At 71.0% G+C, this 14,917-nt stretch carries 13 protein-coding genes and 1 pseudogene; 6 read left to right on the forward strand and 8 right to left on the reverse strand.

Features of this window, described 5'->3' with window-relative positions:
* Positions 1-16 precede the first annotated feature (16 nt).
* The 3 genes from MRBLMI12_RS21430 to MRBLMI12_RS21440 form a co-directional block, all read right to left on the reverse strand.
* Positions 17-1,585 (reverse strand): ABC transporter substrate-binding protein, encoded by a 1,569-nt coding sequence (locus tag MRBLMI12_RS21430; protein WP_363358193.1) that lies wholly within the window; start codon positions 1,583-1,585, stop codon positions 17-19.
* 43 nt (positions 1,586-1,628) lie between these two features.
* Positions 1,629-2,918, reverse strand: coding sequence for an amidohydrolase (locus MRBLMI12_RS21435; protein ID WP_363358195.1), 1,290 nt, complete (start codon positions 2,916-2,918; stop codon positions 1,629-1,631).
* A gap of 118 nt (positions 2,919-3,036) precedes the next feature.
* A complete protein-coding gene (locus MRBLMI12_RS21440; RefSeq protein ID WP_363358197.1) occupies positions 3,037-3,711 on the reverse strand; it encodes a GntR family transcriptional regulator in 675 nt (224 codons plus the stop codon).
* Between the two features lie 229 nt (positions 3,712-3,940).
* On the opposite strand from MRBLMI12_RS21440, the gene MRBLMI12_RS21445 reads away from it, so the two are divergent.
* Entirely contained in the window at positions 3,941-4,717 is a 777-nt protein-coding gene (locus MRBLMI12_RS21445) for an alpha/beta fold hydrolase (RefSeq protein WP_363358198.1), read from the forward strand.
* Between the two features lie 6 nt (positions 4,718-4,723).
* Here MRBLMI12_RS21445 and MRBLMI12_RS21450 read toward each other — a convergent pair whose 3' ends face one another.
* Positions 4,724-5,047 carry an ArsR/SmtB family transcription factor gene (locus MRBLMI12_RS21450; RefSeq protein WP_363358199.1) on the reverse strand — a complete coding sequence of 108 codons (324 nt, stop codon included), beginning with the start codon at positions 5,045-5,047 and terminating at the stop codon, positions 4,724-4,726.
* A 16-nt stretch (positions 5,048-5,063) separates the two neighbouring features.
* Here MRBLMI12_RS21450 and MRBLMI12_RS21455 point away from each other — a divergent pair, with 16 nt between their 5' ends.
* The gene (locus MRBLMI12_RS21455; RefSeq protein WP_363358200.1) at positions 5,064-5,528 is read left to right on the forward strand and encodes an SRPBCC domain-containing protein; all 465 of its coding nucleotides are present in this window, start codon (positions 5,064-5,066) and stop codon (positions 5,526-5,528) included.
* Between the two features lie 24 nt (positions 5,529-5,552).
* Here the strand turns inward: MRBLMI12_RS21455 and MRBLMI12_RS21460 are convergent, their stop codons facing one another.
* The 3 genes and pseudogenes from MRBLMI12_RS21460 to MRBLMI12_RS21470 form a co-directional block, all read right to left on the reverse strand.
* Positions 5,553-6,650, reverse strand: a complete 1,098-nt coding sequence (locus tag MRBLMI12_RS21460; RefSeq protein WP_363358201.1) for an ABC transporter permease — start codon at positions 6,648-6,650, stop codon at positions 5,553-5,555.
* A gap of 224 nt (positions 6,651-6,874) precedes the next feature.
* Positions 6,875-7,804, reverse strand: a pseudogene (locus MRBLMI12_RS21465) (ABC transporter ATP-binding protein); the annotation flags it as partial.
* A 291-nt stretch (positions 7,805-8,095) separates the two neighbouring features.
* Entirely contained in the window at positions 8,096-9,121 is a 1,026-nt protein-coding gene (locus MRBLMI12_RS21470) for a glycerophosphodiester phosphodiesterase family protein (RefSeq protein ID WP_363358251.1), read from the reverse strand.
* Positions 9,122-9,399: 278 nt separating this feature from the next.
* Between MRBLMI12_RS21470 and MRBLMI12_RS21475 the strand changes: the two genes are divergently transcribed.
* The 3 genes from MRBLMI12_RS21475 to MRBLMI12_RS21485 all read left to right on the forward strand — a co-directional run bounded on the left by MRBLMI12_RS21475 (position 9,400) and on the right by MRBLMI12_RS21485 (position 11,144).
* The gene (locus MRBLMI12_RS21475; protein WP_349426496.1) at positions 9,400-10,320 is read left to right on the forward strand and encodes a Bax inhibitor-1/YccA family protein; all 921 of its coding nucleotides are present in this window, start codon (positions 9,400-9,402) and stop codon (positions 10,318-10,320) included.
* 161 nt (positions 10,321-10,481) lie between these two features.
* The gene (locus MRBLMI12_RS21480; RefSeq protein ID WP_363358202.1) at positions 10,482-10,898 is read left to right on the forward strand and encodes a hypothetical protein; all 417 of its coding nucleotides are present in this window, start codon (positions 10,482-10,484) and stop codon (positions 10,896-10,898) included.
* Between the two features lie 81 nt (positions 10,899-10,979).
* The gene (locus tag MRBLMI12_RS21485; RefSeq protein WP_363358203.1) at positions 10,980-11,144 is read left to right on the forward strand and encodes a hypothetical protein; all 165 of its coding nucleotides are present in this window, start codon (positions 10,980-10,982) and stop codon (positions 11,142-11,144) included.
* Between the two features lie 14 nt (positions 11,145-11,158).
* Here the strand turns inward: MRBLMI12_RS21485 and MRBLMI12_RS21490 are convergent, their stop codons facing one another.
* A complete protein-coding gene (locus MRBLMI12_RS21490) occupies positions 11,159-14,275 on the reverse strand; it encodes a S8 family peptidase (protein ID WP_363358204.1) in 3,117 nt (1,038 codons plus the stop codon).
* Positions 14,276-14,535: 260 nt separating this feature from the next.
* Here MRBLMI12_RS21490 and MRBLMI12_RS21495 point away from each other — a divergent pair, with 260 nt between their 5' ends.
* On the forward strand, positions 14,536-14,871 hold the full coding sequence (locus MRBLMI12_RS21495; RefSeq protein WP_363358205.1) for a helix-turn-helix domain-containing protein: 336 nt from the start codon (positions 14,536-14,538) through the stop codon (positions 14,869-14,871).
* Positions 14,872-14,917 lie beyond the last annotated feature (46 nt).

Below are 14,917 nucleotides of genomic sequence, written 5' to 3' on the forward strand. Positions count from 1 at the left end.
CGGGGCCACCGCGGCGTCATTCGGTGACGACGAGCATCGTCGGGTCGAACAGCTGGTACGTCGGCGAGTAGCTGATGCCGCCCACCCCGTCGCGGAGCATGATCGTGGTGGCCGGGTTGGAGATGTTGAGGCTGACGTCGTCGACGAGGATCTGCTCCTGCGCCTGCGTGAAGAGATCGCAGGCGGCGTCCGGGTCGACGGTCGCGATGCCCTCCTCCAGCAGCGCGTCCACCTCGGGGTTCGAGTAGAGCGCGTAGTTCGTCTGCCCGATGAACTGCGAGTCGTAGACCCGGAAGAGCATCGGTCCGATCTCGGGGTAGTAGGGGAAGTCCCAGAGCAGGCCGAGGTCCGGCGTCGTCTCGGGAGACTCGATCATCGCGACGTACTCGGGGTAGGTCACCGTCTGCAGCTCCAGCGTCAGCCCGATGTCCTTGAGGTTCGACTGCAGGAGCGTGGCGGCCTTCTGGTGCTCGGGGATCTGCGCCTGGTAGGCCATCGTGACGGTCGCGCCGACCGCGCCCGCCTCCTCGAGCAGGGCCTTGGCCTCGTCGACATCCTGTTCCGTGGGGCCGGTGTCGACACGGCAGGCCACGATCGGAGAGACCAGGCCCGAGGCGACCGACCCGCGACCACTCAGGATCGAGGCGATGTGCCCCTCGTAGTCGTAGGCGAGCTTGACCGCCTCACGCACCCGCGGGTCGGCGGTGATGCCCTCCTGCGTGTTCATCATGACGAACAGCTGCAGCGGGCTCGGCAGCTCCAGCGCCTCCAGCCCGTCGGCCGAGGCGAGCGCGTCGAGGTCGGTGCCGACGATGCCGGTGGCGACATCCACCCCACCGGACTTCAGCTCGTCGCGCAGGGTCGAGCTCTCGGTGATGTAGCGGTAGACGAGGCTCGCGGGCCGCGCCTCGTCGAAGCGCCACGAGTCCTCGTAGCGCTCCAGCGTCGCCTGCTGGTTCGCGGTGTAGTCGGTGATGACATACGGCCCGGAGCCGGCGTCGTTCGTCGCGAGCCAGGCCTGGGCGTGGTCGTCGCCCTCGTGCTCCGACACGAGTGCCGAGTCCAGGATGTAGACCTTGCTCAGCGCGCCCACGAACGTCGTGTTGGTGCCCGACAGCGCGATCTCGACGGTCGTGTCGTCGACGGCCGTGCTCGAGGCGTACGACGAGAGGAACGAGGCGACGCCCACGCCGAGAGCCTGGATGCGGTCGAGCGTGTACACGACGTCGGCTGCGGTGACCGGGTTTCCGCTGTGGAAGGTCGCGTCGTCGCGGAGGGTGATGGTGACGGCGGTCGCGTCGTCGTTGTAGACCCACTCGGTCGCGAGCATCGGCACGATCGCGCCGTCCTCGTCGTAGTCGATGAGCTTGTCATAGGCGCCGCCGACGGTGAAGTCGGTCTGCACGTCCGAGGCGAGGACCGGGTCCAGCGTCTGGGGCGTCGCTCCGGTGCCGATGATGACCGTCTCGTCGCGGGCGGCCGTGGTCGGCGCGGTGCTCGAGCCGCCGGCGCAGGCGGTGGTGAGCGCGCCGACGGCGAGCGTGGCGATGAGGGCGGTGGCGAGGCGGGTCCTGGTGGTTCTCATGTTCACTCCGGGTTCAGGGTCGGGTGCTGCAGGAACGGGTGGATCACGGCCGGGCGGCCAACGCGCCGAGAGTGCGGGGCGCGAGTCTGTGGGAGGCGGAGGTCTGGGCGGCGACCACGCGGCCGCCGTGCAGCACGAGACGGTCGCTCGGGTTCGCGGCGACTGCGGCTGCCGGCGAAGGGCTGTCGAGCACGAGAAGGTCGGCGGGGGCGCCCGGCATCACGCCGTACGGACCGACGCCGAGCGCCTGGGCGGCGGCGCCGGTGACCATGTCGAGCGCGACGGCCAGCTCGCCGTCGGTGCGGAAGTTCGACTGGTAGGCGACCTGGCGGGCCACCGAGAGCATGTCGCCGTCGCCGAACGGCCACCACGCGTCACGGATGTTGTCGGAGCCCGAGAAGACGACGGCGCCTTCCTCGCGCAGGGCCAGCACGGGAGGCATGGGGCCCGCGGGGCCGTTGGTCATGATGGCGACGCCTGCGTCGGCGAACTCCGCTCCGACGCGCCGGGCCGCCTCGGTCGAGATCGAGCCCAGCCCGTAGGCGTGGCTCACGGTGACGCGCCCGTGCAGCCCGATCTCGCGTGTCTTCGCGGCGATGAGCGCGTACTGGCGGACGGCGCTCTCGCCCAGATCGTGCAGATGGATGTCGACACCGACGCCGTGGTCGGCCGCCAGCGCGAACACGATCCCGAGGTGGCGTTCCGCGTCGTCGTCGAAGCCGGCCGGGTCGAGCCCGCCGATGACGTCTGCGCCGGCCGCAAGGGCCTCGGCGAGGAGCCGCCCGACGCCGGGCGAGGCGAGGATGCCGCTCTGCGGGAAGGCGACGATCTGCACGCCCAGGACCTCGCGCAGCTCGCCGCGCAGCTCGAGGAGCGCGTCGAGCGACGACAGGCCGATCGCGGTGTCGATGTCGACGTGCGTGCGGACGGTGCCCGTGCCGAATCCGATCATCGCGGCGGCGAGCGCGGACGCCCGCTCGGTGACCGAGGCGCTGAGCTCGTCGCGGATGGCGCGTTCGGCGGCGACCCGCTCACGGACGGTGGAGCCGGGGCGGTGCGGCTGCCAGGGCGAGCCGGCGAATGTCTTGTCGAGGTGCGCGTGGCCGTTCACCAGCGCCGGCAGCACGAGGCGTCCCTCGAGATCGATGGCCGGGAGCTCGCTCGCGCTGCCTTCCTGCAGCGCGGCGGCGAATCGCCGCGACGACACCCCGGGTGCTTCGATCGTCACCGCGGATGCCGGCGACACCGAGGCGATGCACCCGTCGGTGATCGTCAGGTCGGCGCGTGAGCCGTCCGGCAGCGAGCCGTCGAGGAGGAGGAGCGAGCGTGGCACCGAGGACCCTTCGGGAGGAGGAGGAACTTGGTATACAAGATTCCATTCCCGTGTTTCGCTCGATCAGGCGCTACGTAAACTGCATGTTTCGATCCGCTTGGTAGGCCAAGTGAGGTCGTCAGTGCTCGAGGCGCTGCCGCATGAGTCGCAGCGAGTCGACCCTGCTGTGCTCGACGTGCGCGTACGCCAGCGCTCCCGCCCATTCGACGTTGCCGTCGGCGATCGCGTGGCACATCTCGCGATGCTCCGCGCAGAGCACGCGCTGGTCCCGCTCGGCCTCCAGCCGGAAGAGCCTGCGGACCCGGCCGTTGATCGGCCCCATCAGCCCGATGAGCAGCGAGTTCCCCGACAGGTCGAGGATCTCCTCGTGGAGCGCGGAGTTGGCGGCGGCGATGTCCCGGTCGCCACCGGCATCCAGTGCTGCCTCCGCTCTCGCCAGTCGCGCGAAGAGCTCGTCCGACGAGGCGCCGGCCGCGCACGCCTGTGCCGCGAGCTTGGCGGCGAGCACCTCGAGGCTCGAGCGCACCACGAACAGCTCCTCGACGTCGTTGAGCGTCATCTCTGTCACCACGGCGCCCCGGCGCGGCAGGGTCTTGATGAATCCCTCGGCCTCCAGCCTCGGCATCGCCTCGCGGATGGGGATGCGGGAGACGTTGAACTCCGCCGCGAGCTCCCGCTCACGGATGCGCTCGCCCGCGGCGAGCGTGCCCTCGATGATCCGCTCGCGCAGCTCCTCATAGATCTTGACGGACAGCGACTGGTCGGCAAGGCCGAGCGGAACGTCGTTCGCCATGCAGAACACCTTTCGACGGAGTGCGGTGGGACGGTGGAGTGTGCCTACTGTATGCCAGCCCGCGGCCTCGCCCGCGGTGCCCATGGGCGGCCGCGCAGCGCGGCGGGCTCGTGAGCGCGCACCTCGGCGATCGGTGACGGACGCCACCGCTCGCGCGCGGGCGCGCACGATCTGAGGAACGGATGCCGCATGCCTGGCGCATGTCGGCGGCCCGTGGTTTGCTGACGCCATGCGCACCGCGACCTCCGCCGACGGCACCCCCATCGCGTATGAAGCGACCGGCGACGGCCCCACCGTGGTCATCGTCAACGGCGCGATGTCGACGGCCGCCGACGCCGCGGGGCTCGCGCAGGCGCTGTCGGATGCCGGCTTCCAGGCGGTCACGTGGGACCGCCGCGCCCGCGGCTCCAGCGGTGACGCACGGCACTCGACGCCCGACCGCGAGGTCGAGGATCTCGCGGCGGTGATCGACGCGGTCGGCGGCGACGCGGCCGTGCTCGGGCACTCGTCCGGCGCGGTGCTGGCGCTGGTCGCGGCATCCCGCGGCGTGGCCGTGCGCGCACTGTTCCTCTCGGAGCCGCCGCTGCGGTTCGGCGTCGACGAGCCGGCCGACGACCTCGCCGACCGCCTGCAACAGTACGTCGATGAGGGCCGCTTCGACGACGCGATCGTCACCTTCCAGCTCGAAAGCGTCGGGCTCCCGCGCGACATGGTCGAGGGCATCCGCGCGAGCGACCAGTTCGCCTCGCTGCTCCCGCTCGCCCAGTCCACGGTCTACGACACCAACCTGGTCCGCCAAGTGTCCCTCCCCACCGACGAGATGCTCGGCGTCGCGGCGCCGGTGACGGTGCTGCGCGGTGAGCAGACCTTCCCGATCCTGGTCACCGCGGCCGACCGCCTCGCCGACGCCATGGACGGCGCGGAGCTCGTGGTCGTCCCCGAGTCGGTGATGCATCGTCCCGACCCCGTGGCGACGGCCCGCGTGATCCAGGAGCGCCTCGGGTAGACGCCGTCAGTCGTTCAGCCGGTCGAGCAGGTCGACGGCGGCGCGCGCGTACTCCCCGATCCAGCGGTCATGGATGCGCTTGATCGGCACCGGCGCCAGGGCCAGGTGACGCTCTCGGCCGATCCTGCGGCCCGTGACGAGCTCGGCCCGCTCGAGCACGCGGAGGTGCTGCAGCACGGTCGTGCGATCGACTTCGGGAAAACGCGCGCAGAGGGCCCCCGTCGTGAGCGGCTCGTCCTTCAAGGCATCGAGCATGCGCCGGCGCAGCGGGGCGGCGAGCGCCTTGAACACCAGGTCGTCATCGGACCCCTTGTGCTCGGCATCCGTCATGTTATAAAACTACAACATGTCTGAAGAACTCACCGCCCTCTCGTTCACCGTGTCGGGGCGCGTCTCGCGGCCGGCGGCCGACGTCTACGAGGCCGTCGCCGACCCCGAGCAGCTGTCCCGCTACTTCACCACCGGCGGCGCGCGGGGCCGGCTCGAGCAGGGCGCCGACGTCACCTGGGACTTCGCGGACTTCCCCGGCCGGTTCCCGGTGACCGTCGTAGAGTCCGACCCGCCGCGGAAGCTCGTCATCCGCTGGGAAGCCCGCGCGGGCGTCGAGTCGGAGACCACGACCACGTTCGAGTTCGAGCCGATCGACGACGGCGCACGCACCCTCGTGACCATCACCGAGTCGGCCTGGGAGGCCAGCCCCGACGGCGCGAAGAGCGCGTTCGGCAACTGCGAGGGCTGGACCGGCATGCTCGCGGCACTGAAGGTATGGGTCGAGCACGGGATCAACCTGCGCGACGGCTTCTACGCCTGACGAGCGCCGGTCCCGCCTCGACCGTCAGGCGATGCGGGTGCCCGACGGCAGGCGCCCGGCCGGGGTGCGGGTGCGCGCCCAGGCCCACCACATCAGTCCGGCCGCGAGCAGCAGCTGCAGCGCCATGCCGACGAACCAGATCGGCGCCGACTGGTCGATGACCTCCTCGGGCGTCGGCCGGTCGTTCTGCAGATCGGGGGCGCAGTCGTCCCAGCGCTGTTCGAGGTCGGGGGGCTGCTGGGCCGCCCGCACGCCGAACTTGATCTGGCCGAAGAGGTCGTTCGGATTGCCGTACTCGTCGAACTGCGTCGGCGTGGCGTCGGCGAGGATCACGAAGGGGTTCGCGGCGAGCAGCCACCACACGCGGTCGAACCGCGGCACCTCGTACGTCGACGTCTGCCACTCGCCGCAGCGCACCTCGGCATCCTCGTCGCAGGGATACTCGTCGCTCGACTCCTCCCCCGGCATGCACGGGAACGTGTCGCCGGAGTACTCGCCGTACTCGAACGACCGGTAGCTGCTGGTCGTCTCCGACCGGATCGAGTAGCCCACCAGCGCGAACGCGATGAGCGTGCCGATGACGAGCGCCGCGACGACGAGGTAGGTGCTCGCCACCGAGAACAGCGGGCGCGAAAGGATGCCGCTGAGCGCGACTCCGATCGCCGCGATGATGCCCACCTCGAACATGAGCACGAGCAGCGACACCGCGATGGTCGCGGGCTCTCCCCCGCCGGCCAGCGTGGCCACCGCGAGGAACGGGACCGACACCGCCACGAAGGCGAGTCCCGTGATCCACGCCGCGAGGAACTTCCCGATGAGGATCTCGGCCGTCGTCGCCAGGGTGATCTGCATGGGCGCGAGGGTGGCGGCATCCCGGTCTCCGTTGATCGCGTTGCCGCTCAGCGTCGGCGAGACGAGCACCACGAGCAGCAGCGTGATGTAGACGATCGTCGAGTAGATCGCGCCGCCGGGCTGGTACGCGGCACCCCACGCCAGGAACGAGAGCGCCGTGACGATGACCAGGAGCAGCGCGAAGACGCCGAGGAGCACGTACCAGGCCACGCTCCGCGTGCGCTGCGTCAGCTCGAGGCCGACGATGGTGCCGAGCCGCTGACCGTTCACGAGGTCGCCTCGCTCTCGCCCGCGTCGCCGGCGGGTGCTGCCGACGCCGGACGCGGGGGTGCCGGGGGTGCGGATGCCGGGGGTGCGGATGCCGGAGCGGTGGGCGTCGCGGGCGGTGGCGCGGATGCAGGAGGCGTCGCGGGCGGTGGCGCGGATGCGGGCGGCACCGGCGTCTGCGGCGCGCCCGGAGGCGTCGGCGCGGAAGGCATCGGCGCCTGAGGAGGGCGCCCCTCACCCAGGTCCAGGAAGGTGCGCTCGAGCGCCCCTTGCGCCGCAGCGAACTCGACGACGTCGAGCCCGGCCGAGATGAGGCCGCGCAGGGCCGCGGCCGCGGCATCCTCCGATTCGAACGACATCACGATGTCGCGGCGGTCGACGCCGAGACTCTCCACGGGAACACGCAGCGCACCGGCCACGCGGTCGAGGCTCTCGGCGGACGGCTCGGCTCCGGCCAGCCGCACGCGCCACGGGCGTGCGCGGCGCGACGCCGCTTCGACGCGCGCCGGATCGACGGTGACTCCCGCCATCAGGAAGACGGCGTCGTCGACGACCTCTTCGAGTTCCGACAGGATGTGGCTCGATACGAGCACCGTGCGCCCCTCGGCCGCGAACCGCCGCAGCAGCAGCCGCAGCTCGATGCGCGCCTGGGGGTCGAGTCCCGACGCCGGCTCGTCGAGCAGCAGCACGCGCGGGTCGTGCACGAGTGCGCGCGCGAGCCCCAGGCGCTGCTTCTGTCCGCGCGAGAGGACGCGCGCCGGGGCGTCCGCGAGGTCGACGAGGCCGACCTCGTGCAGGAGAGCGTCGGCGCGGGCGGATGCCGCGGCCGTCGGCATCCCGTACAGCCGAGCCGTGACGGTGAGCGTCTCGCGCGAGGTGAGCGAGTTCCACGCGCCGAGCGCGTCGGGCATCCAGCCGAGCACGGCACGCGCCGCCTGCGGATCGGTGACCGGATCGATGCCGTCGATGCGGATGGAGCCCATGTCGGGAGCGAGGAGCGACGCGAGCATGAGCAGCAGCGTGGTCTTGCCCGAGCCGTTCGGCCCGACGAGCCCCGTGACCCGGCCGGCGTGCGCCCGCAGCGTCACGTTGCGCACGGCCTGCACCTGTCCGAAGGAGCGCTGAACACCGTGGACGACGATGCCGGGGGTGGTCACGCGCTCACTCTATCCACCAGGCGCGCCGTTCTCGTCGTCGCCACGGGGCTCAGGGGTCGCGACACGCGGCAACGTCGCGACCGAGGCCACATGTCGTGACCCCCGAAGCAGGGTCTGCGGCGCTGAGGCGCTCAGGCGCTCAGGGGTCGCGACACGCCGCTTCCCCGCCGACGAGGCCACATGTCGTGACCCCCGAAGCAGGGTCTGCGGCGCTCAGGGGTCGCGACATGCGGCAACGTCGCGACGAGGCCACATGTCGTGACACCCGAAGCGAGGGCTGCGGGGCGGGCGTCAGTCGCGGAAGAACGCGACCCCCAGATCGGGGTGGTCGACGAACACGCCATCGACCCCGCTGTTGCGGATGACGCTCCACTCGGCCTCCCAGTCGCCGAACGCCGACGGACCTCCGCGCGTGCGGAACTGGCCGATCAGGAAGCGGTTCTCGGGTCGGCACGTCCACGTGAAGACGCGCAGGCCGCGGGCGTGGGCGTCGGCCACGACGGGCGACGGCCCGCTGGTGCGCCCGAGCTTGTCGGGGGCGAGGATCATCCGCTTGTCGACGCTGATCCCGTCGACCTTTCCGACGAGGGAGTCGAGCCCCGCGGGCGCGGCGGTCTGCCGGTAGGTCAGCGCCGCCTTGCCGTCCGCGGCGAACTGGTCGAACGGCCGGCCGGAGGCCTCGAGCAGGTAGACGTACGCCGCACGGATGCCTCGTTCCCTCAGCGCGTGCAGCACGGTCGACTCGAAGGCCTCGATGGTGAGAGGCAGCTCGCCGCCGGCCCAGCCGGCCTCGCGCAGCTCGGCGTCGACGAGCGCTGCGATGTCCCACCCGCCTGCGGCGCCGAGGCACGTCGCGAAGTAGGTCGCGTGCTTGATCTCGAGGACGACGCCGATCTCGCGGCCGTATTCCAGCGACGCGGCGCGCACGGCGTCCAGCACATCGCGCAGCCGCAGCACCGGCTGCTCGTCGTCGAAGCTCGCGCTCGAGGGCCGCAGCTGCGGGATCCGCTCGCGGCAGCGGAGAGTCGCGAGCTCGTCCCACGTGAAGTCCTCGGTGAACCAGCCGGTGTGCTCGACGCCGTCCACCGTCTTGGTGGTGCGGCGATCCGCGAACTCCGGCCGATCGGCGACGTCCGTCGTGCCCGAGATCTCGTTCTCGTGACGTACGACGAGCACGCCGTCGCGCGAGACCACGACGTCGGGCTCGACCGCGTCGACGCCCATCGCGAACGCGAGGGCGTACGACGACCGGGAGTGCTCGGGGCGATACCCGGGCGCGCCCCGGTGGCCGATGACGAGCGGTCTGCGGCGGGGCACCGTCTCAGCGTAGTGACCGTCCACCCCACCCTCGGCGAGACCGCGACCCGCCACCCCACCCTCGGCGAGACCCCACCGGGTGGACGAGACCGTGGGGTTCACCCGGGGTCTCGTCCGGCGGCTGGGGTCTCGGCAAACCCCCCTCGGCGGGACCCTCGGCGGGAGCCCCGCTCAAAGCCAGCTCACAGCGCGATTCCGTGCCACCTCGCGCCCTGTCGGATAGTGTTGATCAACAGCATCGTGCTGGGAATCCCTTGACATTGGAGTGTGAGAGAGCAGTGGCCCTCAACAACCCCGCGTTCAACAGCCCGGCCTTCCAGGACCCGAAGGCCGTGCAGACCTACCCCGGCGGTTCGCAGGCGGCGAACCTGGGATCACAGACGCAGTTCGCGACGGCGCAGCGCGCAGGAACGGATGCCGCTTCCCAGGCCCACCTCGAGGGCATGTACGCCGCTCCGCCGGCTGGCTCCGTCGAGACGGGCCGCATGACCGTCGAGGACACCGTCTGGAAGACGCTGGGACTGTTCGCCGTCCTCATCGTCGGCGCGGTCGCCGGCTGGATGTGGACCATGGCGGGCGTCACCCCGGCCAACCCGAACCCCTCGATCGCCCCGTGGGCGATCGGCGCCCTCGGCGGCTTCGTCCTCTCGCTCGTCGTCATCTTCACGTCGCGCAAGAAGATCCGCCCCGCGCTGATCTTCGGCTACGCCGCGTTCGAGGGTCTCTTCGTGGGTGGCATCTCTGCCTTCTTCGAGATGATGTTCGAGGGCATCGTGCTCCAGGCGACCCTCGCGACGCTCTCGGTCGTCGGCGTCACGCTCGCCCTCTTCGCCAGCGGCAAGATCCGCGCGTCGAAGCGCGCGACGAAGATCTTCCTCATCGCGATGGTCGGCTACCTCGTGTTCTCGCTCATCAACATCGGACTCATGCTGTTCAACGCGCCCATCGCCGGCGGCGCGTTCGGTCTGCTGAGCCAGGAGGGCCCGTTCGGCATCCCGTGGGGTGTCATCATCGGCGTCTTCGTCGTGATCATGGCGGCGTACTCGCTCGTGCTGGACTTCGACAACATCCAGCAGGGCGTGCGCAACGGCGCTCCCCGTCAGTACGGATGGCTCGGCGGCTTCGGCATCATGGTCACCGTCGTGTGGCTGTACGTCGAGATCCTCCGCATCATCGCGATCGTGCGCAGCAGCAACTGACGCACAACGCTCACGAACGGCCGCCCGGGTATCCGGGCGGCCGTTCGGCGTTTCTCACGCCATGACCACGGCAGCCGGGAGCCTGCCGTGCATCCCGTCAAGCCGCTATCCGCCTCCGCAGACCGCGCCTAGGCTGAAGCCGACTCGAGGAGTGACATGTCATGGCCCGGCGTTCTGCGGTTCTCGGCATCGCCGTGCTGCTGTGCCTCACCGGCTGCGCAGGAGGACCGATGACCGAGCCCACGCCGTCCGAGCCCACGCCCTCGGCGCACACCCGTCCGCCCTTCGCGACGACGCCGCGCGGCCCGATCGAGCCCACCGGCGAACCGGCCATCGTCCCGCCCGCCCGGTGGGATGCGATCATCGCCGATCTCGCCGACCGCGGCGTCTCGGGCACTCCCGAGCTCGTCTCCGCGCATGCGGTCACCTGGAACAACGGCGCCCTCGGATGCCCGTCGCCCGGCGTCTCGTACACGCAGGCCCTGGTCGACGGCATGCGCGTCGTCGTCTCCGTCGACGCCACGACGTACGACTACCGCTTCGGCACCTCGGACACCCCCAGGCTCTGCACGCGGTGACGGCCGGGGCGCCTCGATCGGGGGGGGGCGCCTCGCCGTGGGCCGCTTCGGCACCTCGATCACCCCGAGGTTCTGCACGCGGTGACGCCCGGCCGCCTCGATGACCCCGAAGCTCTGCACGCGGTGACGGCCGGCCGCCTCGCCCTGGGCACTGCGCCGATGGATGCCGCGGCACCGGCCGCCGGCATCCGTCCCGTCTGCATGCACGAGATGGCGCCCCGCCTTTCGACGGGACGCCACCTCTGATCCGTGCGGCGCTGCTACTTGGCCTTGAGCAGTATCGCCTCGTCCTTGCCGGCCGCGTTGTCGGTCGCGACGACCATGACGCCCAGCGGGTTCTGCTCGGCGAACGCCGCCGCGTTCACGTCGACGGGCACCGGGACGGTGCCGCCGACCGGTACCGGCACGAACTGCCCGTTGGTGAGAGCCGGCGCCCACGGGTTGTAGGTCGCCGTGGCGTCGATGGCGTCCGACCCGTCGTTCACCGACGAGAAGCTCTGCGCGGTGTAGTCGAACGCTCCGGCCGTGATGCCGAGATCGCTCGCGACCACCGGCAGCAGGATGGTGCTGCTGTCGGTCGGCGCAGCGGCCAGGAAGCCTGTGGCGTAGGTCTCCTCGGTCTCGATCTCGTACGCGAACACCTGCGAGATGCCGTTCGCGCTGCCGGCTTCGACCAGCCCGCCGTCGGCCGAGAACACGATCCACTCCGGCTCGCCGTCGCGGTTCGTGTCGATGACGACGTCGAACTCGTTCGCCGCCGCGTTCGACCACCGGTTGTGCGTGCTGACCGCGAACACCAGCAGCTGGTCGCCGCCGATGTCGAACGACTGCACGCCGGCGGCGCGGAGGTCGTAGCCGGTGTCGGTGAACGACTTCGGCGCGTCCTTCTTGTCCTCCAGGCCCCACGTGTAGAAGTCGGCGTCGGCAGCCATGGCGCCGGCCCGGTTCTTGAGCGAGACCTGCACCTGGCCGTCGACCGGCTCGCCCCTCTTGGTGACCTTGAGATCTCCCGAGGCCGAGACGTCGCTCGTCGCACGAGGCACGAGCAGGTACGGGACCCGCAGCGTGTCCGCCGACGACGAGAACACCACGTCGCCCGAGAACTCGTAGAATGCGAAGCCGCCCGCCGTCGAGCTGCCCGCTGCCGTCGCCGGAGCGGTCAGGGTGACGGTCACCTTGGCGGTGCGACCCGCCGGCACGGTCACCGTGCTGGGGCTGACGCTCACCGTCGCCGCCTCCGACTGCGCGGATGCCTCGACGCCGACGTCGTACGTCACCGCCTCGGTGCCGTAGTTCGTCAGCGTGACCGACTTCTTGTCGCGGAAGTCGCGGGAGCTCTCCACGAAGCCGAAGCTCAGCGCAGCCTCGCGCAGGCGCCCGTCCTCCGTCTTGAACGCGTCGCCGGTGGCCGTGACCTGCTGGCCCACCGCCTGCGCAGGATCGACCAGGCCGACGCCGCCGCGGACGAGGTTCTGACCGGCGACCTTCTCGGGGTCCGCCGTCGAGACGAGCACCGAAGCGACCTCGCTGGCCTTCCAGGTCGGGTGCGCCTCCACGGCGAGCGCCGCGACGCCTGCCACGTGCGGAGCCGCCATCGACGTCCCCGAGATCGTCGCGGAACCGCTGCCGGTCCCGACGCCCGTGGACACGATCGAGACGCCCGGAGCCGCGACGTCGACGCCGAGGGCGCTGTCGCCGCTGCGCGGACCGCTCGAGCTGAACGACGCGTACCCGCGGAAGCCGGGGTTGGCGAGGTCTGCAGCGGTCACGGTCGCGGGCTCGCCGTCGACGAGCTTCGGGCCGTCCGACAGCCGGACGCCGAGGAACGGGATGGTCACGACGTACTCCTCGCCCGTGTCGGGGTTGGAGGTGATCTGCCCCTCGAACGGCGGGTAGTCGTCGGTCGAGTTGATCATCACCGCTGCCGCGGCGCCGGCCTGCTGGGCGAAGATCGCCTTGGCCACGCGGGCACAGACGCCGCGCTCCGAGACCGCGAGCTGGTTGCCGCCCACGGTCACGCCGGCGTGCTGATACGCCTCGACCGAGCAGCCCAGCTCCTCGTTCTCGTCGGCGGTTGCCGGGTCGTCGGTCAGACGGACCACGGTCATGCCCGGCAGGCCGGTCAGGACCGCGCCGTTGGCGTTGATCGCGGGGATCGCGACACCGTCCACAGTGATCTCGGCACCGGGGAAGGACTCCGTGCTGTCGACCGCCGCGACGGAGATGGCACCGTCGCCGTTGCCGGCCAGGTACGGGCTCGGGCCCTCGTTGCCGGCCGACTTCACGACGACCACGCCCGCACCGGTCGCGTTGCTGACGGCGACCTCGTCGGGGTCGTCGCCGCGACCGAACGGTGAGCCGAGCGACATGTTGATGACGTCCATGCCGTTCTCGACCGCCCAGTCGATGGCGGGGACGACCACGTCGGTCGAGCCGCCGCAGCCGAAGACGCGGAGCGCGTAGACGTCTGCCTGCGGCGCGACGCCCGGGCCGATCGTCCACTCGGCCGACGCCGTCGAGGCGTCGTAGGGACCGGTGTACGTCTCGCCATCGGCCGTGACACCACTGCCGGCCGCGGTGCCGGCGACGTGACTGCCGTGGCCGTTGCAGTCGAGGGGGTTGGCGTCGGGCATCGGAACGGGCTGGTAGTCCGGAGATGCGGGGTCGGCGTTGTACGAGTCGCCGACGAAGTCGTAGCCGCCCTTGACGCGCGGTGCGTCCGGGCCGAACTGCGCCGGGTCGGCGGGCTGCGCCTCGGCGGCGTTGGCCGCCGCATAGGCCTCGGGCGTTCCGACGCCGCCGAAGTTGGCGTGGGTGTAGTCGACGCCTGTGTCGATCACGGCGACCTTGATGTTCTCGCCGGTGTAGCCCGTGTCCTGCCATACCTGCGGCACGCCGAGGAAGGGCACCGACACGGCGTTGTCGAGCGTGTAGGTCTTCACGGCGTGCACGGCGACGACGTTGGGCAGGGCTGCCACAGCGTCGACCTGATCGGCGGGAAGGGTCGCCTGGATCCCGTTGTAGGCGGACTGCATCGTCGCCGCGACGTCGCCGTCCTTGCTCTCGATGGATCCGACGACCGCGTCCTGTGCGGACTCGAGCGTGTTCCTGATCGCCTTCCGCTCGGCGGCGGAGAGATCGCTGCCCTTCTTCGCCTGCGCGACGGCGACCGGGTCGCCGGCCATCTCGACGATGACGGTGACGCGCCCGTCGGCGCCCACGCTCATCGGGCGGACGGTCGTTCCGACCGCGCCCTTCGTGTCTGACTTCTCGAATCTCGACGACGGGTCGTCGTCGGGTGTGGCAGCCATCGCTGCGGTGGGGGTGGTGATCGCGAGCGCGAGCGCGCCGACGACCGCCAGAGAGCGTCGGTTCAAGGGGGAGCCTGCTTTCTGCGTGAGTGGGGAATCACGTTACGGCGGCACGCTATGTGCGAATTCTCAAAAGGTCAACAGGAATCTCCCAGGTTGAGCAGACCGCACAGTGACGTCCGTCGGACGCTCACGAAACAGCGCATCGCGCAGCGCCGCCAGGCCCGCGACGCGTCGAGCCCGCCGGGCCCGTCGATGGCGCTCGCACGTTCTGCTCTCAGCGGAACACCGTCGAGCACTCGGCGCCCGCGTCCTATCGTGAGCGCATGGCCGAGATCATCCCGCTGCCGACGAAGACGCATCCCTCTCGTGAGCCCGAGCCGCTCTGGCGCGACGCGCTGGGCGACCGCCTTCGGCGGCTCCGGCATGAGCGCGGCGAACGCCTCGCCGACACCGCCCAGCGCGCCGGGGTGTCTCCGCAGTACCTCTCCGAGATCGAGCGCGGCCTCAAGGAGCCGTCGAGCGAGATGATCGCGGCTGTCGCCGGCGCCCTCGAGCTGACGCTGATCGAGCTGACGGCCGGTGTCGTCGACGACCTCCGGTCGCGTGCCGCCGAGCGTGCGGTGGTCGGATGCCGCGCCGCCTACGCCCTCGCCGCCTGAGTCGTCCCTCTCGCCCCTGGCCGATGTCCCGGGGCGTCGCTAGCCT

Origin of the sequence: Microbacterium sp. LMI12-1-1.1, assembly GCF_040676455.1 — a bacterium.
GTDB lineage: Bacteria > Actinomycetota > Actinomycetes > Actinomycetales > Microbacteriaceae > Microbacterium.